General features: G+C 42.5%; 18 protein-coding genes. 12 read left to right on the top strand and 6 right to left on the bottom strand.

What is annotated here, in order from left to right; genetic code table 11:
* Positions 1–73 precede the first annotated feature (73 nt).
* From accC to I3254_RS08985, 3 genes are all read right to left on the bottom strand, one after another.
* Positions 74–1,420 carry an acetyl-CoA carboxylase biotin carboxylase subunit gene (accC, locus tag I3254_RS08975; RefSeq protein WP_201572346.1) on the bottom strand — a complete coding sequence of 449 codons (1,347 nt, stop codon included), beginning with the start codon at positions 1,418–1,420 and terminating at the stop codon, positions 74–76.
* A gap of 79 nt (positions 1,421–1,499) precedes the next feature.
* Positions 1,500–2,012, bottom strand: a complete 513-nt coding sequence (gene accB / locus I3254_RS08980) for an acetyl-CoA carboxylase biotin carboxyl carrier protein (RefSeq protein WP_102090636.1) — start codon at positions 2,010–2,012, stop codon at positions 1,500–1,502.
* 182 nt (positions 2,013–2,194) lie between these two features.
* Positions 2,195–2,986, bottom strand: a complete 792-nt coding sequence (locus tag I3254_RS08985; RefSeq protein ID WP_238052616.1) for a putative hydro-lyase — start codon at positions 2,984–2,986, stop codon at positions 2,195–2,197.
* Positions 2,987–3,209: 223 nt separating this feature from the next.
* On the opposite strand from I3254_RS08985, the gene I3254_RS08990 reads away from it, so the two are divergent.
* Positions 3,210–3,983, top strand: a complete 774-nt coding sequence (locus tag I3254_RS08990) for an IclR family transcriptional regulator (protein WP_238052617.1) — start codon at positions 3,210–3,212, stop codon at positions 3,981–3,983.
* A 109-nt stretch (positions 3,984–4,092) separates the two neighbouring features.
* On the opposite strand, the gene I3254_RS08995 is transcribed toward I3254_RS08990, so the two are convergent.
* Positions 4,093–5,004, bottom strand: coding sequence for a LysR family transcriptional regulator (locus I3254_RS08995; protein ID WP_238052618.1), 912 nt, complete (start codon positions 5,002–5,004; stop codon positions 4,093–4,095).
* A 464-nt stretch (positions 5,005–5,468) separates the two neighbouring features.
* Between I3254_RS08995 and I3254_RS09000 the strand changes: the two genes are divergently transcribed.
* The 9 genes from I3254_RS09000 to I3254_RS09035 all read left to right on the top strand — a co-directional run bounded on the left by I3254_RS09000 (position 5,469) and on the right by I3254_RS09035 (position 16,257).
* Entirely contained in the window at positions 5,469–6,146 is a 678-nt protein-coding gene (locus tag I3254_RS09000; RefSeq protein WP_179799421.1) for a glutathione S-transferase family protein, read from the top strand.
* A 127-nt stretch (positions 6,147–6,273) separates the two neighbouring features.
* Positions 6,274–7,401 (top strand): zinc-binding dehydrogenase, encoded by a 1,128-nt coding sequence (locus I3254_RS09005; protein ID WP_238052619.1) that lies wholly within the window; start codon positions 6,274–6,276, stop codon positions 7,399–7,401.
* Between the two features lie 422 nt (positions 7,402–7,823).
* Positions 7,824–8,750, top strand: a complete 927-nt coding sequence (locus I3254_RS09010; protein WP_238052666.1) for a homocysteine S-methyltransferase family protein — start codon at positions 7,824–7,826, stop codon at positions 8,748–8,750.
* Between the two features lie 10 nt (positions 8,751–8,760).
* A complete protein-coding gene (locus tag I3254_RS09015) occupies positions 8,761–10,095 on the top strand; it encodes a basic amino acid/polyamine antiporter (RefSeq protein ID WP_102090631.1) in 1,335 nt (444 codons plus the stop codon).
* Positions 10,096–11,052: 957 nt separating this feature from the next.
* Positions 11,053–11,733, top strand: a complete 681-nt coding sequence (locus I3254_RS14375) for a glycosyltransferase (RefSeq protein WP_346015382.1) — start codon at positions 11,053–11,055, stop codon at positions 11,731–11,733.
* A complete protein-coding gene (locus I3254_RS14380) occupies positions 11,661–12,563 on the top strand; it encodes a glycosyltransferase (protein ID WP_346015383.1) in 903 nt (300 codons plus the stop codon). The genes I3254_RS14375 and I3254_RS14380 overlap by 73 nt, the downstream gene beginning before the upstream one ends.
* Positions 12,564–12,753: 190 nt before the next feature.
* Positions 12,754–14,067, top strand: a complete 1,314-nt coding sequence (locus tag I3254_RS09025) for a glycosyltransferase (RefSeq protein ID WP_238052620.1) — start codon at positions 12,754–12,756, stop codon at positions 14,065–14,067.
* Complete coding sequence (locus I3254_RS09030) at positions 14,067–15,368, top strand: hypothetical protein (protein WP_238052621.1); 1,302 nt, start codon at positions 14,067–14,069, stop codon at positions 15,366–15,368. The genes I3254_RS09025 and I3254_RS09030 overlap by 1 nt, the downstream gene beginning before the upstream one ends.
* Before the next feature lie 46 nt (positions 15,369–15,414).
* The gene (locus tag I3254_RS09035) at positions 15,415–16,257 is read left to right on the top strand and encodes a glycosyltransferase family 2 protein (RefSeq protein ID WP_238052622.1); all 843 of its coding nucleotides are present in this window, start codon (positions 15,415–15,417) and stop codon (positions 16,255–16,257) included.
* 190 nt (positions 16,258–16,447) lie between these two features.
* Here I3254_RS09035 and I3254_RS09040 read toward each other — a convergent pair whose 3' ends face one another.
* Entirely contained in the window at positions 16,448–17,275 is an 828-nt protein-coding gene (locus I3254_RS09040) for a hypothetical protein (protein ID WP_238052623.1), read from the bottom strand.
* Between the two features lie 132 nt (positions 17,276–17,407).
* Positions 17,408–18,325 carry a LysR family transcriptional regulator gene (locus I3254_RS09045; RefSeq protein WP_101204516.1) on the bottom strand — a complete coding sequence of 306 codons (918 nt, stop codon included), beginning with the start codon at positions 18,323–18,325 and terminating at the stop codon, positions 17,408–17,410.
* 244 nt (positions 18,326–18,569) lie between these two features.
* On the opposite strand from I3254_RS09045, the gene I3254_RS09050 reads away from it, so the two are divergent.
* Positions 18,570–19,733, top strand: a complete 1,164-nt coding sequence (locus tag I3254_RS09050; protein WP_238052624.1) for a muconate/chloromuconate family cycloisomerase — start codon at positions 18,570–18,572, stop codon at positions 19,731–19,733.
* A gap of 68 nt (positions 19,734–19,801) precedes the next feature.
* The gene (gene catC / locus I3254_RS09055; RefSeq protein ID WP_238052625.1) at positions 19,802–20,092 is read left to right on the top strand and encodes a muconolactone Delta-isomerase; all 291 of its coding nucleotides are present in this window, start codon (positions 19,802–19,804) and stop codon (positions 20,090–20,092) included.
* Positions 20,093–20,196: the final 104 nt, after the last annotated feature.

The following is a 20,196-nucleotide window of genomic DNA, read 5'->3' on the forward strand; positions in this document are numbered from 1 at the left end:
ACTCCATTATCTGTTATCTTAATTCTGACACTAATGCCAGATTTGGTTTTCACTTTTGCGGGCAAGAACTGATTTATATATTGTCTTGTATCCACTCTTCTAGATAATGAATGCTCATTTGACCTTCACAAAACACCTCATCTTCAAACAGTCGTTGATGCAGCCCAATATTGGTATCAATGCCCGTAATTTGCGCTTCCGATAAGGCCGCACGCATTTTTTCTATCGCTTTTTCTCTTGAACGGTCTTGTACACATATCTTGGCAATCAAACTGTCATAGGATGGTGGTACGGTGTAGTTCGACTCAGCATGACTATCCACTCTGATACCAAACCCTGCTGGCATGTGGCAGTAGTCTATGCGCCCCGCATTTGGCAAAAATGTCTGCGCGTTTTCGGCATTGATACGGCACTCAAAAGCGTGTCCGGTAATGGCGATATCACTTTGCTTGTATGCCAATGGAAGCCCTGCAGCTACTCTTATTTGCTCTTGTACAATATCGACGCCCGTCACCATCTCAGTGATGGTGTGCTCCACTTGCACACGGGTATTCATCTCGATAAAGAAGAACTCGCCGTTTTCATATAAAAACTCAAACGTGCCTGCGCCTCTATACTGCATTTGCTCACAAGCTGTGACACAGGCTTGACCGATTTTCTGACGCTGCTCTTCGGTGATACCGGGTGCTGGCGCTTCTTCAATGACTTTTTGATGACGACGCTGCATAGAGCAATCACGCTCGCCTAAATATATAGCATTGCCGTGAGTATCAGACATGACTTGCACTTCGATATGACGAGGTGCTTGTAAGTATTTTTCAAGATAAACAATAGCGCTACCAAAATTGGCTTTGGCTTCTGTTTGCGTCATAGAAATCGCAGAGAGTAAGTCAGCTTCTTTTTCGACCACGCGCATCCCACGACCACCACCACCACTTGCCGCCTTGATAATGACTGGATAACCGACCTCACTGGCAATCTTGATAACTTGCTCTGAATCAGCAGGCAATGCGCCATCAGAACCAGGCACACAGGGCACGCCAGCCATTGTCATTTGTTTTTTGGCTTCAACTTTGTCGCCCATGTTTCTGATATTGTCAGCCGTTGGACCAATAAACGTGAGACCTGAATCTTCAATCAAGGCCGCAAAGTCTGCGTTTTCAGACAAAAAGCCATAGCCTGGATGGATGGCTTGCGCGTTGGTAAGCTTTGCAGCAGACACAATCGCTCGTTGGTTAAGATAACTGTGCGTGGCATTGGCAGGCCCGATGCATACTGCTTCATCGGCTAGGCGCACGGGTAACGAGTCTTTGTCTGATTCAGAATGCGCAATGACGGACTTAATACCCAGCTGTTTGCAAGCTCGGATAATACGTAGAGCAATCTCGCCGCGATTGGCAATTAAGATTTTTGTGAACATGTTTATTCCCTTAAAAATATAGTGTCAAATACAGTGTTTGTGCAGCGTCTATACAATATTGAGCGGCTATTGAGTGGCTTTAACTGTTTGGCTCTATAACAAATAAGGGCTGGGCGTACTCTACAACATCACCTTCATCGACCAAAATCTCTTTAAGCGTACACGCAGTTTCTGCTTTGACCTCGTACATCATTTTCATGGCTTCAATGATGCATAGTGTCTGCCCTACTTGCACCTTATCTCCTACCTGAAAAAACACTTCTGCTGTCGGCTCAGAGCGAAGATAAAACGTACCTAGCATAGGCGCTATTACTTGGGATTTCTCCATCTCTGTAGTCACAGTTTCATCACTACGATCACTGCCTACATTGGTATTATTATCCGTACTGTTTTGAGTGGTTTCGGTTTGAGGCTCTGAATGAGAGGCCCTTGGGTTGGGAGTATGAGCGATATGATTGCCGCTACTTTGGTTGTCGTCAGATTGGCAAACGATAGAAATACGTGCATCACCGTCAGTGACTTCTAAAGATTTTATATCGGCGCATTCTGCAAGTTTGATCAGTTTTTCAAGATCCGTGAAATTGATATTCATATGATTGGCTATTCCGTTAGAGTGAAAGTGAATAATTATTTTTTATAAAAAATTCGTACCTAGTGATGTATGTAAAGTGTGATTGTTGAACGATATGTGACAATTTATTGATTGGCTTATTAAAATAATAGTTTGAAATTAATTATCTCTATGCGTATTAAAAGTGCTGTTGTCATCAGAAATTATAGAACTGCCAAGTCTTCATCTCTTGGGTCGCAGATAAACATATGTCCTGGTGAATGCGTTATCATCAGCGCAGGCTTACTAGTCATAGCGATACTTTGCGGCGTCACACCGCAAGCCCAAAATACAGGGACTTCGCCTTCTTTTATGATGGATGCATCACCAAAATCAGGCGCATGAATGTCGGTTATACCGATGACACTAGGGTCTCCGATATGAATAGGCGCGCCGTGGACTTGCGGAAATCGAGAGGTGGCTTGGACGGCTCTGGTGATTAATGGATAAGGTATTGGCCGCATGCTAACCACCATTTTCCCATGAAACTGTCCTGCAGGCTCAGTCTCTATGTTTGTGATATACATTGGCACATTGTGATTGTCTTCGATATGTCTAATAGGAATAGACGCATTTAGCATGGCAGACTCAAAGGAAAAACTGCATCCTAAAAGAAAGCAGACCAAATCCTCTCTCCAGTAGTCTTTTAGATCTGACACCTCAGCCACTAATTCGCCAAATTTGTATATCCGATACTTTGGGACATCAGACCTCAAGTCTGCGCCTTTTGCCATGAGACGTGGCTCTGCGCTACCGACATCTGTTACATCTAAAATAGGACAAGCCTTTGGATTTCTTTGCGCAAACAATAAAAAATCATAGGCCAAATTTTTGGGCACTATGACTAAGTTTGCTTGTATGTGACCTTTACACATGCCGGACGTCGGCTTGTTAAGTTCATTGTTACTGATTAACGCTCTGACTTCAGTCGGCGTCATATTTGCTAAATCTAACATTATTACAACCTCTTACGCTTTATTATTTTTAGCAAATAAAAGTTTATTATTTGTTTTATATTGGCATGGCTATTTATAATTTTATTTCATATATCGAGAACTATGATTATCGTTATGTAACTTATCAGAACACTTTCGATATGACAAGATATGAATACAGAAATATGTGATGAACATGATGAGTGATATTCTTGAACGCACAGTTAAGGATGCAAATTGAACTATGAACAATGTCAAAAAAAAGGGCTCAAGCGTCGAGCGAGTTTTGCAAATCGTAGAAGTATTGGCCAAATCTGCTAAACCTATGGGCGTTATTGATTTAGCAGAAACATTGGACATCCCTGTACCTAGTATGTACCGATTGTTAAATCAGCTACAACCGCTTCAATTTGTCCAATTGGATTTGCATGGAAAAGTAACCTGCGGAAAAAGAATGCATGACCTAGCTTTAGACCTGTGGAAAAACAGTCCTTTTAAAGCGGAAAGGTTGGCGGTATTACAACAGCTTTCTGCCAAAATTGGTGAGTCGGTAGGGATTGCGGTGTTGCAAGACTTAGAAGTGGTGTATATCGATCGTGTGATATCTGACTGGCCTGTCCAAATACAGTTACCTACCGGAACCAATATACCTATCTGGGCCTGTGCCAGTGGTAAATTACTATTGACGCAGTTGGCAGATAATAAGTGCGAGCCTATTGTAGAAAAACTATCGTTACAGGCGCTCACGACCCATACTCAGACTGACAAAAAACAACTCATGACGTCCATTGCTGAAGTACGTAAGACACAGGTAGGGACAGATAATGAAGAGTTTATTCCTGGTATGGTCGCCTGTGCTGTCCCGATTCCGAATGGTGAACAGCCCGCATTTGCTACGGTATTTACTCATAGTCCTACTGTCAGAAAATCTTTGGATGAGCTACTGAGCTATGTGCCTGTCATGCAAGAGGCAGCCAACGAGCTATCTGTTATTTTCAATCAGGAATATAATGAGTAGCCTGTCATAATATGCTATGACGATTGTATTTCAAGCCTCTTAGCTGTTGATACGAATATGAATGTATTGAGGTTATAGATGGGGTTGTAGATAGCACACTTCCCTTACATCAACGCTCATTTCCTACTTTTATCCTCTCAACCAAGAAATCGACGGCGGCTTTTACCTTAGGCACTAGATAGCGCTGCTTTTGATACAGCAGATATACGGCCATATCAGCGTGCTGCGTGATTGCTAATGGATGCTCAAATTTAATCTCTTGCAATGCGCCTGACTCAAGATATGAGGATAGTGCCCAGCGAGTGGACATCAAAATCCCTTCACCATCACAAGCTTTTTTGGCTAGCCATGGTCCATTGTTTGAGATCGCGACTGCTGGCCCTGAGACATCATGCCACTGATCGTCCACATAGCAGAGCCAAGGTGTTGGCCCGTTTGGCGCTTTAAAATACAGGCCTTTATGTTCCTTTAATTCCATCACATGACTAGGTGCGCCATGCATCTCTAAATAACTGAGCGACGCAACCGGTATAAACCCATTGTCCATTAGCCTAATGCCAAGCACTCGCTCATTTGGTGCATAACCCCCGCGAATCGCAATATCGACATCGTCACGTCCTAATGCTGATAGCTCATCACTGAGACTGACATCCAATACAATCTCTGGGTATAACTTACCAAACTCATCCAACAATGGTAGCAGTATTTTTTCACCAAAACCCACCATAGAGCTGATGCGCAACCGCCCCATTGGTGTCGTTTGATAACTGCGTACTGTTTCTTTGCTTTGCTCGAGCTGATCTAGTACTTGCTGCATATCGTCATAATAGACCTGCCCTACTTCGGTCAATTTAACGATTCGGGTCGAACGCTTTAACAGTGTCGCGCCCAAGCTCTTTTCTAAATCAGATACTCGTCTTGATAGTGAGGATGGCGGCACTTTGAATGCATTTGCCGCCTTAGTAAAGCTGCCTGTTTCTACGACTTTACTAAAGTACTTGATGGCACGTAATTGATCCAACTGACCTCTCCATTTAGATGAATATGTGAGCATTTTCGCTTTATTATTGTCTTAAAAGCAATAGTGATTCACGTTATTCCTTATATATAACCACATTGAAACCAGTAATAATGTGTTTAACTTAGGGCGTGCTTGATATTCGACCATGGCACTGACAGAGACTATTTTTTAGACAGTTCGACGTTAAAAATAGTAAGTTTAGTCATTCTAAGCGTCTATGTTTTAACAATGAAGTGGCAAAAAATAGTCCTGTCTCATTCTGTTTATATTGGAGCTGATGCTAAAACTGCCCCATACTGTGTTGTAAATCTAGTTAAGGCACGAGCATTACCGTCGTTTTACGCCTTGTCTGGAACAGTTTTAGCAATCAGCAGTGCCTATTTGTGAATATCAAACACGCCCTAAACGTTGCAATGAAAACACGATTAAAAATAACTTTTACGTCAACAATGGAAGAATGACTTATGATTACTTTGCACGGCTTTGCTGCAAGCAACTATTACAACATAGTAAAACACGCTCTTTTATATAAGGGTATCCCATTCCAAGAGGACCTTTTGTACGCTGGTAGTGATGATCTACTAACCGTTAGTCCAGTGGGTAAAGTACCTGCGATCACCATGCCTGACGGTTTTAATCTGTCGGAATCTAACGTGATTTGTGACTTCCTTGAAGAAACATATCCTGAAAAGCCGCTATATCCTACCGATGCAGCAGAACGCGCGACTGTACGTCAGATTATGAAAATAGCAGAGCTGTATTTTGAGCTACCAAGTCGTCGTCTGATTCCATATGTATTTTCTGGTACTCAAGCACCTAACGCAGTCAAAGAGGAAGTCCGTCAAGTATTGGGCCGCGGTATTATTGCTATGAATCGCTTATGTCAATTTTCGCCTTGGATTGCAGGCGAGCAATTCACCATGGCTGACATCTATGTGCATCACGTCAACACTATTGTCAACGCTTTTGGAGCGACTCAGCTTGAGTGGGATGTACTGGCAGAAGTGGACGGTATGAAAGAATGGAACAAAGCCATGAGTGAAACCGACATTGCAAAAAGCGTTCAGGCAGACAGTCAAGCAAACATGCCTGAGTTTATGCAACACGTTAAAGCTCTAATCCAAGCCGCAAACGCTAAATAACCTGTGGCAATGTGGTCACTAAAAATGAGCCACATTAAGAAAATTACTAAAATTCAATAACCTAAAGAACGACCAATGCCATAAAGGGATTGGTCTAAAAATCCAACTATTTGCAGGAGCAAATCTTATGACCGATAAAAATAAACAACTGGTTTCAACCATCAGTGATGACAACAAATTAACCCTGTCTTTAAAAGATATCGAGATGCCGCAACCCGGTGCTGACGAAGTTGTCGTTCGCATGGAAGCCATGCCATTGAACCCCTCTGATTTTGGTGTGATGTTCAGCGCCGCTGATATGTCAACCGCTGTACAATCAGGCACTGATGATAGCCCGATCATTACTGCTGATGTGCCTGCGAAATTCATGCCATCACTCAAAACGCGGGTAAATAAAGACACGCCAGTCGGTAACGAAGGCGCTGGTACAGTCGTCGCAGCAGGCTCATCAGAAGCCGCACAAGCACTCATGGGCAAAATGGTTGCGGTGATTGGTGGCGGTACATATCGTCAATACCACTGTGTCAATGTAAGAAGCTGCATAGAAATGCAAGACGGCACGACAGCTACCGAGGCCGCATCGTCTTTTGTAAACCCGCTCACCTCACTGGCAATGGTTGAAACCATGCGCGCTGAAGGCCACAAAGCCATCGTACATGCAGCAGCTGCTTCTAGCCTTGGTCAAATGCTAAACCGTATCTGTATGGCAGACGGTGTTGCTTTGGTAAATATCGTCCGTAAAGACTCGCAAGAAAAGCTATTGCGCGATATGGGCGCAAAATATGTGGTGAACTCAAGCAGCGAGACGTTCCTTGCTGATTTGACCGCCGCGATTACTGAAACAGGCGCTACGATTTCGTTTGACCCTATCGGTGGTGGTAAGCTCACCAGCGATATTCTAAACTGTATGGAGGCAGCTATTACTCGTGACGTAGAAGAATACAGCGTCTATGGCTCAAATACCTTTAAACAAGCTTATATTTATGGCGCCTTAGACCGTGGTCCGATCACCTTAAACCGTAACTTTGGTTTTGCGTGGGGTGTGAATGGTTTCTTATTATTCAATGCGCTGGGCAAACTTGGTAGTGAAACGGTTCAGTCCATGCGCAAACGCGTGGCAGAAGAAATCACCACCACCTTTGCGAGCAGCTATACGCATGAAGTGACCCTAGAAGAAGCACTACAGTTAAAATCAATCGCCGCTTATGGCAAACAGGCGACTGGTGAGAAATACTTGATCAAGCCTCAAGTCTAATTGCAAGTTAAAGAACAGTTAAAAAAAGCAGATATCTATGATGTCTGCTTTTTTATGTCTGACTAAAAGTCATCGCCACTTCGTATTTACTCACAATTTGCATAAACTTCATCAGAAAAACCATGCAATATCTATACTCAAACAAGGCAACCAGATGCCAAAAGTAATCAATTAACATTATTACTAAACTTTTGGTTGCATCTACTCCTTATTACGCCTAGTATTTCGTCCCTTTAAATAACTCTATTTCTCAAAATATAGCCGATTCAGTTTGAAAGAGAGACAAGGCAATCAAGCGCAGATGTAACTGTGATACTTCAAGTGAGGTTAACGCTGTCACTCTTTTATAGAGAATTGACTATAGAGTCTTAGTAGATGTACCTATTCACTATAAAGAGGGACTTATTATGTCAATTGATGCAATCACAATTATTGACGGCGGTTTAGGGCGCGAACTTGCTAAACGCGGCGCACCATTTCGTCAGCCTGAATGGTCGGCGCTGGCGATGATCGAAGCACCTGAGATCGTCCGTGACGTGCATCGCGCCTTTATCCAAAGCGGCGCAGCGGTCATTACCACTAACAGCTATGCGCTCGTACCCTTTCATATTGGCGAAGAGCGTTTCGCCAATCAAGCGCAAGCATTGGCTACCTCAGCAGGCGAGATGGCGCGCGCTGCGGTCGAGATGGAAGGCCGCAACACTAAAATTGCAGGTTCCATCCCGCCGCTATTTGGCTCATACCGTGCCGACTTGTTTGACGCCGATCATATGGAAGATATCGCCACACCACTTATCAAAGGCTTGAGCGAATATGTGGACTTTTGGCTCGCAGAAACCCAAAGCCTAATCGCTGAATCTGTCGCTGTTCGCGAGCTACTGGACACGCTCGATACTGACAATAAGCCGTTATGGGTTTCATTCACCCTAGAAGACAGCGAGCATCTCGATGTACCACGCCTACGCTCAGGTGAGACGGTAGAAGAAGCCGTTACTAAAATGGCAGATATCAATGTAGCAGCAATCTTGTTTAACTGCTGTCAGCCAGAAGTGATCGACCAAGCGCTTGATGTAGCGCAAAGCGTGTTGCAAGACAAAGATGCCGCGCACATCAAACTTGGTGCGTATGCCAACGCCTTTCCACCACAACCAAAAGACGCTACAGCGAACGATGGCCTCGACGAAGTGCGTGATGACCTAACGCCACCTGCCTATCTGGTCTGGGCAAAAAAATGGCAAATCCAAGGCGCATCACTGATTGGCGGTTGCTGCGGTATTGGCCCTAAACACATTCAGGCATTGAGCCAGCATTTCACAGGTACTTTGACGACAGGCACCTCAACAAAATAGAGATCGCACGATGCAAAATGGACAAAAAATTGGGCTAACCATGCTCACTGCCATCGTGTTTAGCTCGATGGTCGGTGCGGGTATTTTTAGCCTACCGCAAAACATGGCCGAAGTGGCAGGCGTGAACGCCATCATTACCGCATGGATCATCACCGGCGTGGGTATTTTGTTCCTCGCAGGCTGCTTTTTGCATTTATCACGCTTAAAGCCTGAGCTGGATGGCGGCATTTATACCTATGCCAAAACAGGGTTTGGCGATTTGGCAGGCTTCTTTTCAGCATGGGGTTACTGGCTATGTGCGACGATTGGTGTGGTTGGCTACTTGGTCGTGGCGTTTGCCGCGCTGGGTAGCTTTATTGATACACCAACAAGTATTGTTTTTGGTGAAGGCAACACGCTGTGGGCGCTAGTCGGTGAGTCTATCATTTTATGGCTGGTGCATTATTTGGTACTGCGCGGCGTTAAGCAAGCGGCCTTTATCAACTTGCTGGCGACCTTGGCAAAAAGTTTACCGCTCATTGCTTTTATTGTGTTTGCCTATTATGCCTTTGATATGCAGACCTTTAATGCTGACCGCGCGGGAACGACTTTGGACGTGCCCTTTATGGAGCAGGTCAAAGGAACGATGCTGATCACCCTATGGGTATTTACGGGTATCGAGGGCGCGATTGTCTTATCGCAACGTGCGAAGAGGCGCGCTGATATCGGCCGAGCCACTTACATCGGTGTATTGTTTGCGTTGGTACTATATGTTGCCATTACCCTGCTCTCTCTCGGGGTCATGAGCCGTGTGGATGTGGCAGCGCTTAGCAACCCATCAATGGCTGGCATTATGGCGCAAATGACGGGCGATGTGGGTAAATGGGTTATCAGTATTGGTCTTATCATCTCGGTATTAGCATCTTACCTGAGCTGGATTCTCTACTCGGCTGAAGTGCCGTTTACCGCGGCGAAGTACAATGCGTTTCCACGTATATTTACCAAGCAAAACGCACAAGGCACGCCAACGGCATCATTACTACTAACCAGTTTGACCGTGCAGCTGTGCTTACTGATGATCTTTTTGACCGGTAAAGGCTATAACACCTTGGTGATTATCTCCACCTCGATGATTTTGATTCCTTACTTTTTGGTCGGGGCGTATTTGGTCAAAGTATCATTTGCACAATCAGAACGCTGGAGCATCAAAGCCATCGGTCTGGGCGCGAGTGTCTATGGTATCTGGCTAATTTATGCTGCTGGCGTGGATAACTTGCTGTTGTCCTTGCTGCTGTATATACCTGGTTTAGCGATTTTTTATTACAGCCGCTATCAGTCAAGAGCACTGCCGAAACAGACATATTAATTATTGTTTTTACGTTGAGCAAAGGAGCGGATATAGTTTTTAGTATATTTTTAAAATAACTGTGATACATAAAAACAAGTCCAAAAAACAACGGCTTTTTGGACTTGTTTATTCAGTTGTAAGGCATATCAGGAGTTATCATTCAGGTAGTTGCATAAATCTCAAGCACTGAGTATTGAGTAGGGAAAGCCACTACATAGTCGTCTTTATGCCATAGCTAAAACTTAGTCAATAACGCTTCAAAATCCTATAAAAAGATATATCTTATTGCCGAGACTCTAATTCGATCATCTCAGGGTAATCATTGGCGTACTGGTAACCATCTAATCTATTGCAGACTTTGACCGCGACCGAATAGATAAAGTTGATTTATTATGCGAATCAACGCTAACGTTTGCTCCAGACTATTATCTCGTTCGCAAAAAGAACTCATCATCACCAACTGTCGACGCTGTCTGGAACTGGTGTGTCACTCATTTAGCACTGACTTGATTTAGTCAGGGCTAGCTAAGCATTAAGTTAAACGTCAATATAAATAATCTAATCTCAAACTTGTTAACGTTTTTAGCCTGTAAAGCTAACTACGATTTTAGTCGTGCTTTTCTATCTTACTAAAATCATGCTTCAACATAATGACGCAGACCTTCCTGCTTTTTTATCCTCGTTTTATCCTTTTACTACCCACTCTAACTCAAAAATAAAACACAGTTACCTACCCCCTTCTCAATCAAAAAACGCCCTATTTTTACGCGATTAAAATACTAAGTTTTTATGTCACATTACGTACAACTTACACAGTTAATTTATCACAAATAATTATCGGCTAAATCATTACTTAATTTTGTATTAGTATGCATTGGTATTCATTAAATGACTGAGGATACAAGTACTTACATTGTCTATAAGCCCATTCTTTTTATATAAATTTCACTTGTTGTATATGCTTAAGGACCAGACATGACTGCTAACACACAAGAAGCTTTGACTAGCGCAGCACTCAGTTTTCAATTGATGGCGCGAGCTGAGCCTCCAGAGTTGGTTATTGCCACGATAAAGTCGTTATTAGCAGTAAAGGAAGCGCGCGATGAGATATTGATTATCGATAATAATAATAAAGAGACATCGTTGTATGAGCCATTAGCAGCATTTTGCCAAAGCTTAGACGCTGAGCTGAATATCCATTTTCATCACATTGATCATGTCGAAGGTTTCAAAGCGGGCGCTTTGAACTTGGCACTTGGGTTAATGAGTCCAGACTGTAGTCACATTGTGGTGGTCGATAGTGATTACCAAGCATTACCACATGCTAGAGCCTCTATTACGCGGGCTATCGCTCAATATCCTGAGCATACCCTACTTCAGTTTCCGCAGTTTTATCGTAATGAAGGACAGATGGATGCCCATAGCGAGTTGAATCACTATTTTAATCATCATCTGTATCGCCCTTTTAATCGCAATCGTGCCTTATCAACGGGTACTTACGCAGTCATTCGACGCTCGGATCTTTTGAGTATAGGAGGTTGGTCAGGCGCTTCTATCACTGAAGATGCTAGATGGGCATGCTTATGCATCGACAAGGTTTTCGCAGTCAGTTTGTGCCAGAAGTCATTGCCACGGGTTTACTGCCTAACACATTAGATGACTTAATATGTCAACGTCGACGTTGGATTTACGGCAATATGCAAGTGCTCACGGATTACCTGTCAGTTCCGTACAACTCTCCAGTTCAGTATGTCTCGCAATCTAAAAGTATGAGTGAACGTCTAGCATATATACGCGCTCATCTGTCTCAATTAAGTGCTTGGATAAACTTTACAGGGTTCTTTATCCTTTTGCATATCTGCTCATTACTGGTGATGGTTGATATGCTCTTAGTAAGTAACGCTGACGTGTCGATGCTTGCACCTTTATATCTGATTTATGCAGTTTATGCGTTTTTTATCCTTAGACGTCTATGGGCATATTGCCGTGATCAATCGCCTCTCAATAAACAAATAGATGACGACCATCAGCCACGTTTTGGCAGAAAAATACGAGCATGGTTGATGCACTTAAACTTTTGGGAAATTGGTGCCTTGTCATGGCTTCCGGTGCTGTGGGGACGAGAGAAACCTTTTGTTTGTACGCCAAAACAAAACTATATCCAAAATCGTCGTTCATTATTCCTTAAGAATATAGCAGCGTTACCAAAACTGCTGTTGGTGCTAAATATCATTACAGTCCTAGTTGTAGCACCGTTTTCACCGCTCTATTCGCCAGCACTATTTATCTGTGCAGCGGCAGTTTGTATTCTCAAACTAAGCGCAGCCAAGGTCGCAATGGATAATTTCTCTGATGCTCGAGCAGATATGCCAAGTATAAGTAAGGTTCTTAAGCAGACTTTAAAAGTAGCCCATGAAAAGAAGACGACAATCACGACATCTTATGCGACGTCTTTGTTTAAAGATAAAAAAACCATCGATTCGTAAAAATCAGTACTTATAAAACTAGTGCTTATAAAGATAGCGATTCGTAAAAATTTGCGATTTATATAAGCCAATTTTGAACCAAGGTCATTCTATTGTCTTTTATCGTTTCTATACTAGGTTCCCTATACACCATTCTACTAACCAAAACGCTTATAGCCATGATGCTTATAACTATAAAGGTCTTAAAAACATGATTAGGTCTTCGAATTCACCGCTACGTATTGCCATTATCGCGCATTCACTTTATCCCATTGCCCAGCCATATGCGGGTGGTCTAGAAATGATTACCCAATTGATTTGTGATGAGCTAGTGGCGCAAGGTCATGAGGTATTGCTTTACGCTCATAAAGATAGCGAGACGAAAGCAACGTTGGTACCGTTATTGACTCGTCATGAGTTTAATAAGATGGTCTATGATAATGAGCATGAAACGGTCGCCATGGGCCGTGAAGAGATGTACCAATATCTCACCTATCAGATAGCCCTACGAGATATTATCGAACGTGATGAGCGTGGTGAAATTGATATCGTACATAACCACAGTCTGCATCATATTCCGATGATGACAGGCCAAGCATTTGGCGAAAGGTTTTTTACCACTTTTCATACGCCTATTTTTCCACAGTTACGTTTGGCGCTTTTAACACTGCGCGCTGGTACAACCACTCAGTTTACAGCGATTAGTAAGCACCAACAGCAGTTATTCGCTGAGTTTGTCCCTTCACAAGTGGTGTATAACGGCATCGATGTTGAATCCTTTACTGCCAATACAGAGTCGCTTGGCAGTATTGATGGTAGCGATGACGAGGTATATTTTTGGTATGGGCGTATCTGCCCTGAGAAAGGCACTCATTTAGCCATGCGGTACTGTATGGAAGCTGGGAAGAAACTTATCATAGCAGGACCCAAAAGCAATGAAGACTACTTCAATCAAAAAGTAGCTCCTTTATTATTTAAAGACAGTAAGAGTGGCGATGACAAACTATTCAGTTACGTAGGTCATGTCACCAAGGACGAGATTAACAATTACTTGTGCCAAGCAACTGCCATGCTATTTACTAGCACTTGGGACGAGCCATACGGATTGACCTTGGCTGAGAGTTTGGCGTGTGGCACACCAGTCATTGGTTTCGATGCTGGAGCCAGTGCCGAAATTATTACTCCAGAGACAGGAGTCATCGTACCTAAAAAAGACAAAGCAGCCTTCATCAATGGCTTTGCTACGATTAAAAATATATCACGCCAAGCTTGCCGTGACCGTGCTTTAAAATTTTGTTCAGTGTCAGCGATGGTAGACGGCTATATGGCACTGTATAGAGCAGCGTTAAAAAATAGAACTGCGTTAATAGAAGACAATTCAGAAAGCTACATCAACAGTATTAACAGTATCAACAGCTATGAGCTGTCTGATTTAACAAAAGACTCCCTGCAGTTTTTCAATCAGGCCATTCAAGCGCCAGTTGAAACTGATAATGATCTTGTTAGCTTTTCTGAGGGATCGTAATGATGCGTATCGGATATTATTCTCATCATCACGGCTCAGGACATTGCCGACAGGCAGACAAACTGGCTGCATTGCTACCTAATAACGCAAGAGCTCAATTAACGGTATTTACGAGTTTAGATATAGATAGTTATCGTTTTACCGCTATTGGTGAACAACAAATCGTGCGTTTAAATGCAGAAGATGAACGACCCGACGACATATTAGCAGGTCGTGCGGGAGAATATTGGCAACCAGCCAGCCTACACTACTCGCCCGTAGGCAATGGTGACATTCAAAAACGCAGTCACCAAATACTAGATACTATCTTTCGACGTAAGATTGATCTGATGATTATCGATGTCAGCGTTGAGGTGGCCATGCTCTGCCGTGCGGCAAGTATTCCTTACCTTTACGTTAGGCTTCCTGGTATTCGCGATGATGCGCCACATATAGGTGCTTTTGCTGGCGCGCTTGCCTTACTAGCACCTTATCCTAAAGCGTTAGAATCTGCACATACATCTAAGTGGGTCTGTGATAAGACGCTCTATCTTGACTTTATCTACTCTCAAAAATCTGAGTCATACACTTATGAGAGCTTTATAGATATCTTGGCAAAATTAAGCGTGGATAATGAAACTTCTGATCTTAAATCTACAAACCTACCAGCTATCGAAACTCAATTAACAGACAAGTCCGGAGCTACAATACCTATTATTACCGTTATCAAAGGCTATGGTGGACACAAAGCGATTGACGAAAAACTACCGGAGTTGCGCTCACTGCTACCCGATACATTAATTGTCTCTCTCGGGCCTATAGACGATGAAAAACGATGTTATGTCGATATCTCAGCTGAGGTAGATGATGTCACACCATTTATTTGTCATAGCGATTATCTGATGATGGCCTGTGGCCTAAATGCTGTCGCGCAAGCGTATCATTACGATACGCCGCTCATAGTAGTGCCTGATGACAGGCCACATAATGAACAGGCCGTCATGGCTGAAGCGTTAGTCGCTCAAAACAAAGCGCTAAATTGGCAGCAGTTTAAAACCTTAATGAGCGTCGATGATGGTCAACATGAATCTATTGCCCAAACAATTCATGGTCGAAGCAAACCACACCCTACTACCTCGGTTGATAGCATTGAAAAAAATAACTTTGAGGAAGATAGTGGTGAGGAAACCAATGCAGTTACGCCAACAGCTGCTCAAGCGTTTATGCATAGCACCACTGATTATCCTACTACTAAGCTTTGGTTTGAAAACTGGTTACTCCCTCGACTCAACTTAACACCTGAATCAACAATTAAAGACTGACTAATTAAAAATAACTGGCAACACGATAGCGAGGTAAAGACAAGCGATGACCATTCAGCCAACGAGTAACGCGAGCACGACTTCTGATACTGTACCGATGACCGTCATTACGACTTGCTATGGTCGTAATCGTCATCTCTATAACCTACTTAGTAGTCTAGAAAATAGTAGTGTGAAGCCAGCCGAAGTCACTATCGTCAACGATGACGCTGACCCCAATCAGTTAGCTGAATTTTCATTAAATATCGTGAAATTACCGACTACGGTTAAATCAGCTGTAAATGACGGTGATGATATTAAAACTACAGAGTTTGATATCGGACATAATCGCAATCTTGGAGCGTTGCAGGCAACTCACGATATGCTGATTTTTTTGGACGTTGATTGTATCGTAGCGCCTATGTTTATTGAGCAAATGTATAAGAAGCTTCTGCAATATCCTAATGCGCTTTTGATGGATCAACCACGCTATCTAACTCGACCATTATCAGTAGAAGAAAGTACGCAATTAAAAATCAACCATCTGCCTGTCTCTATTTTAGACGAGCTGTCTGTCTATAACCCTTATCGTTATAATTTTGATGAAGCTGACTCATATCCTACTGAAACAGAGCAAACCGCTATCAAACAGACTGATGATTACGGTGCATTCTGGAGTCTATGCTTCGCTCTCAATCGACAGACTTTTGATGAAATTGGCGGTTTTGACACCCAATGTACAGGTTATGGCGCAGAGGATACCGATTTTGCTTTTACAGCACGTCGATTAGATATCGATTTTTACCTTACTGCCGATATCGCTTATCAGCAGCAGCATAGTGTCTACCGGCCACCCCTCAATCATCTGGACAGTATCATTGTCAATGCCAATCGCTTCTATCAAAAATAGCACTGTTGGCCCATGGCAGGATGGCTGTCCCAATTTTCCGACATGAGGCTAATTGATTGGACAGAGGAACAGTCGTTACCGATAGCTATACTACGAAATCCTAGTGACAACGAGATAAAGCGCGCTCATTGTCCCGACGCTCCTTATGTTTAACTACTTTTAGCTAAACATAACTTAGTTAATCAATATTCTAGTACCGATGAATAGTCACTCCTATAAGTGGTCGACTCATTTCCTGACGTTCAAAATCCCAGTTATGCCCGTGCCAAAAGTGAGCAGTTTTATCATTGTCATTGAAACCAATCATTACTATCTCTAACGGTAGTTTCGTGTTTTGAATATGCTGTAAGTATGCTCGAGCTACCAGCATCAGCCGATACAATAGAAAACCTGATGAAGGTGCTGACGAATGAATATCGGTAAAGCATGGATAGTCAGCAACGACTTTGTGATGCTCTGATAGCACACTGTGATAGGTAGGGCTTGATAATAGTTTTTGCATGTTCGAAGGAATATCTAAGATGCGATGAGCAGTGATAGGATCGTCATTGGGGCTTGGGTCATCAGCCAATGTTGGAAACTGATAAGGCTGGTTGCTCGTCAATACCCCTAGCGGGGCGGTCTCTGCCATTTGCTCCACCACTGATATATGATTGCTTCTAGGCGGTAGGCCAAAATGCAGCTTACTGTCACCAATCTGCCGAAAAAACAGCAGCTTAGGCAGTAAACTAGCTAACTGATGGCTGGCAAAGAAATCATCATGAATAAAGTGATTAAATAACACCAAGACATCATCGGGCTGTAATAGCATCTCAAGCTGCGTCGTGGTTACAGCAGGATTATTTGCAATTAGAACGACTCGTTTAGCTTGATCCAAGGCAGTCTGTATAACGACTGGTAGTGTCAAGAAAGCAGACTTCGCTGTGCTTATATCATCAAATATGTATTCGCTCTTCTCTGATAGCGAGATACTCTGTTTAAGTATTGGTTTTTTTGTATTGGACTCTGTATTAGACATAGCAACCTTAGTTAATGTGAACTTTTGATTGCTACTTTAGCATTATTAGCAATTTTTATAGAAAAATTGACGATGTTAGTATGCCTATTGCTTTTGCCTTAAATAAGTAAAGCCCTTAAAACTTATACTTGATCAAATTTTTTCACGCTTATATATGAAGCCTTCTTCGTCATAAATTTGATAAGTAACATCTAATAACGTTTCCAGTAATCCAGACTTATCAAAATGTCTAACACTCATCACGATTGGCGAAGTTAATATCCCCTCTTCAAATGGGATATAGGTTATCTCTTGATGACGTAAATGCTCAAGTGTCTTTGGTACGATAGTCAACCCTTCTCCTGCTGCTACTAACCCTAGGGCAATATGCAATTCACGTACTTCCATGAAATAATTCGCCTTCAAATTACGATTTTCAAATAGTTCTAATACGTAATCAATGAAACTGGGCCTCGGTGCTGTTGGATAAAGTAAGAGGTTTTCATTTGTTAAATCGATCAAGCTTAAACTGTCGCGTTTTTCTTTTGATAATGGGTGTTCGATAGGAACAGCAACTACTAAATCTTCCTCTCTAAGCACCATTCGCCTAATAGAAGCATCTTCAAATAATAACCTGCCAAAACCTACATCTATCTTACCTTCTGTCAATGCTTGCATTTGTTGCCAAGAGTTTAGCTCATACAATTTAACTTCGATATTCGGATGAACTTCTCTGAAACGGGATATTACTCTCGGCAATATGCCATACAATATAGATGATACAAAGCCTATTGAGAGCGAATTATCAAAATTTCCCTTACGAATAGTCATAGTACGCAGATCGTCTGATTTTTTTAAAATTTGAATAGCATGATCATAAAAAAATTCGCCAGCCTCAGTGAGTTTCAAGGGACGATTCTCCCTATCGATAAGCGTAACGCCAATCTCTTCTTCCAACTGTTTTATCTGCCGGCTAAGTGGTGGCTGCGAGATGTATAAACGAGCAGCTGCTTTATTGAAGCTTTTTTCTTCTGCCACGGCTATGAAATAGCGTAAATGCCTGAGTTCCATTATTCTTCCTTGATTGACTTCCTATTGTTTCTATCCTAAGTCGTTCTAATTTCTTCCCTTTTATCTATCACCTACTTCATATACAAAATATCCATACCTAAAGAACATAACATACCACCTACCTTCCGACAAAATACCTAAAAAGTATTAAAACAAGACTAAATAGGTCTTAGACATGTCGATATTTAACACCTATAGTTCTTATTAAGCATAAGGAAGCCAAAATTTTATACTAAGGACAGATATGATTCGTTCAATTAATACTTTACTAGTACCAATACCTACTATTCGAGCGCATAAACTGGCTTGTACCGTAATGAATGAACAAGTATTGGTTCTGGTACATATCCAAACCGAAGATGGCTACGAAGGTTGGGGCGAAGCAACGACGATTGGCGGCTTAAGTTATGCTGAAGAAAGTCCTCACAGTATTAAGACTAATATCGATACCTACTTTACCCCCCTCCTATTAAAAGAGCAGCCATCGAGCACGGCAAAAGCCATGCAACTGCTCAGCCTGCACATTAGTGGCAACCGTTTTGCAAAATGTGCCATTGAAACTGCCCTACTCGACATTGAAGGCAAACGCCTAAACATACCTGTTAGCGAGCTAATCGGTGGACGCGTACGTGATCGTATTGAGGTGGCTTGGACGCTTGCTAGCGGAAATACTGATACCGATATCGCTGAAGCTCATCAGATGATTGAACAGAGAAAGCATCGGATTTTTAAATTAAAAATAGGTAGCAACCCTATCCTTGATGATGTCGCCCATGTGTTAGCTATTAAACAAGCTTTACCTGATTGCCGCATCACCGTTGATGTTAATCAAGCATGGACAGAGCTTGAAGCTATGAAAGGTATTAGTCTGTTGCAAAATGGCGGTGTTGATTTAATCGAACAGCCTGTTTCAATGCGTAATAAAGCCGCTCTAAAACGTTTAACTAATCGCTTTGATGTGGCGATTATGGCAGATGAAATTGTCCAAGACCCACAAAACGCTTTTCTTTTAGCAGCCGAGCACTGTGCTGATGTCTTCGCCGTAAAAATCAATCAAGCAGGTGGACTAAAAGCGGCTTGTCTCATCGGACAAATGGCACATCTAGCAGGTATCGAGCTTTATGGCGGGACGATGCTTGAAGGACCTATCGGTACGGCAGCATCCGCCCATGTGTTCTCGACATATCCAAGTCTCAACTTCGACACTGAACTCTTTGGTCCTTTGTTATTAACTGACGACGTTTTAGCACAGCCTCTTGATTATCGAGATTTTGGCTTAAATGTCCCGACTGGTGCAGGTCTTGGTATCGAAGTAGATAGCGATAAGGTTTATCACTACGCCAAACAAGCACTCACAGCATCACCTAAATCCTCATTTGTTAATGAGGTTCAAACTGAATCGCTTTAAGGTTAAGCCAAATGACTCGTTATTAGTCATAAGAAATATTCAGTCATCAAAAATATAAGGAAATGATTATGTTATATCACGTCAGAATGGATGTCTTAATACCAACAGATATGGATGCCGACAAGGTCAATGAGCTTAAAGCTACCGAAAAGGCGCTATCTCAAAAACTGCAAGAGCAAGGCAAATGGCGTCATATTTGGCGTTTGGCTGGCGAGTACTCTAACTTCAGTATTTTTGATGTTGAGAGTAATGAAGAGCTGCACGACATCATGATGTCACTCCCGCTTTATCCATATATGAAAGTTCAAGTAACGCCACTATTGCGCCATCCATCATCCGTACGCAGTGATGATAGTTAAAACAGCTCTATAAGACAATAAACCAAAACCAATCTTTAAATTTAAAACACTGAGTAAGGTTACTCGATTCAAAATCCTAAATTTTTAAACAGTCCTCAACAAGG

Source organism: Psychrobacter sp. Ps2 (genome assembly GCF_022129405.1).
Classification (GTDB): domain Bacteria; phylum Pseudomonadota; class Gammaproteobacteria; order Pseudomonadales; family Moraxellaceae; genus Psychrobacter.

Excerpts from the sequence above, each read along its gene's own strand:
- accC (WP_201572346.1), bottom strand. The coding sequence starts at position 1,420 with ATGTTCACAAAAATCTTAATTGCCAATCGCGGCGAGATTGCTCTACGT.
- accB (WP_102090636.1), bottom strand. The coding sequence starts at position 2,012 with ATGAATATCAATTTCACGGATCTTGAAAAACTGATCAAACTTGCAGAA.
- I3254_RS08985 (WP_238052616.1), bottom strand. The coding sequence starts at position 2,986 with ATGTTAGATTTAGCAAATATGACGCCGACTGAAGTCAGAGCGTTAATC.
- I3254_RS08990 (WP_238052617.1), top strand. The coding sequence starts at position 3,210 with ATGAACAATGTCAAAAAAAAGGGCTCAAGCGTCGAGCGAGTTTTGCAA.
- I3254_RS09000 (WP_179799421.1), top strand. The coding sequence starts at position 5,469 with ATGATTACTTTGCACGGCTTTGCTGCAAGCAACTATTACAACATAGTA.
- I3254_RS09005 (WP_238052619.1), top strand. The coding sequence starts at position 6,274 with ATGACCGATAAAAATAAACAACTGGTTTCAACCATCAGTGATGACAAC.
- I3254_RS09015 (WP_102090631.1), top strand. The coding sequence starts at position 8,761 with ATGCAAAATGGACAAAAAATTGGGCTAACCATGCTCACTGCCATCGTG.
- I3254_RS14375 (WP_346015382.1), top strand. The coding sequence starts at position 11,053 with ATGACTGCTAACACACAAGAAGCTTTGACTAGCGCAGCACTCAGTTTT.
- I3254_RS14380 (WP_346015383.1), top strand. The coding sequence starts at position 11,661 with ATGCATCGACAAGGTTTTCGCAGTCAGTTTGTGCCAGAAGTCATTGCC.
- I3254_RS09025 (WP_238052620.1), top strand. The coding sequence starts at position 12,754 with ATGATTAGGTCTTCGAATTCACCGCTACGTATTGCCATTATCGCGCAT.
- I3254_RS09030 (WP_238052621.1), top strand. The coding sequence starts at position 14,067 with ATGATGCGTATCGGATATTATTCTCATCATCACGGCTCAGGACATTGC.
- I3254_RS09035 (WP_238052622.1), top strand. The coding sequence starts at position 15,415 with ATGACCATTCAGCCAACGAGTAACGCGAGCACGACTTCTGATACTGTA.
- I3254_RS09040 (WP_238052623.1), bottom strand. The coding sequence starts at position 17,275 with ATGTCTAATACAGAGTCCAATACAAAAAAACCAATACTTAAACAGAGT.
- I3254_RS09045 (WP_101204516.1), bottom strand. The coding sequence starts at position 18,325 with ATGGAACTCAGGCATTTACGCTATTTCATAGCCGTGGCAGAAGAAAAA.
- I3254_RS09050 (WP_238052624.1), top strand. The coding sequence starts at position 18,570 with ATGATTCGTTCAATTAATACTTTACTAGTACCAATACCTACTATTCGA.
- catC (WP_238052625.1), top strand. The coding sequence starts at position 19,802 with ATGTTATATCACGTCAGAATGGATGTCTTAATACCAACAGATATGGAT.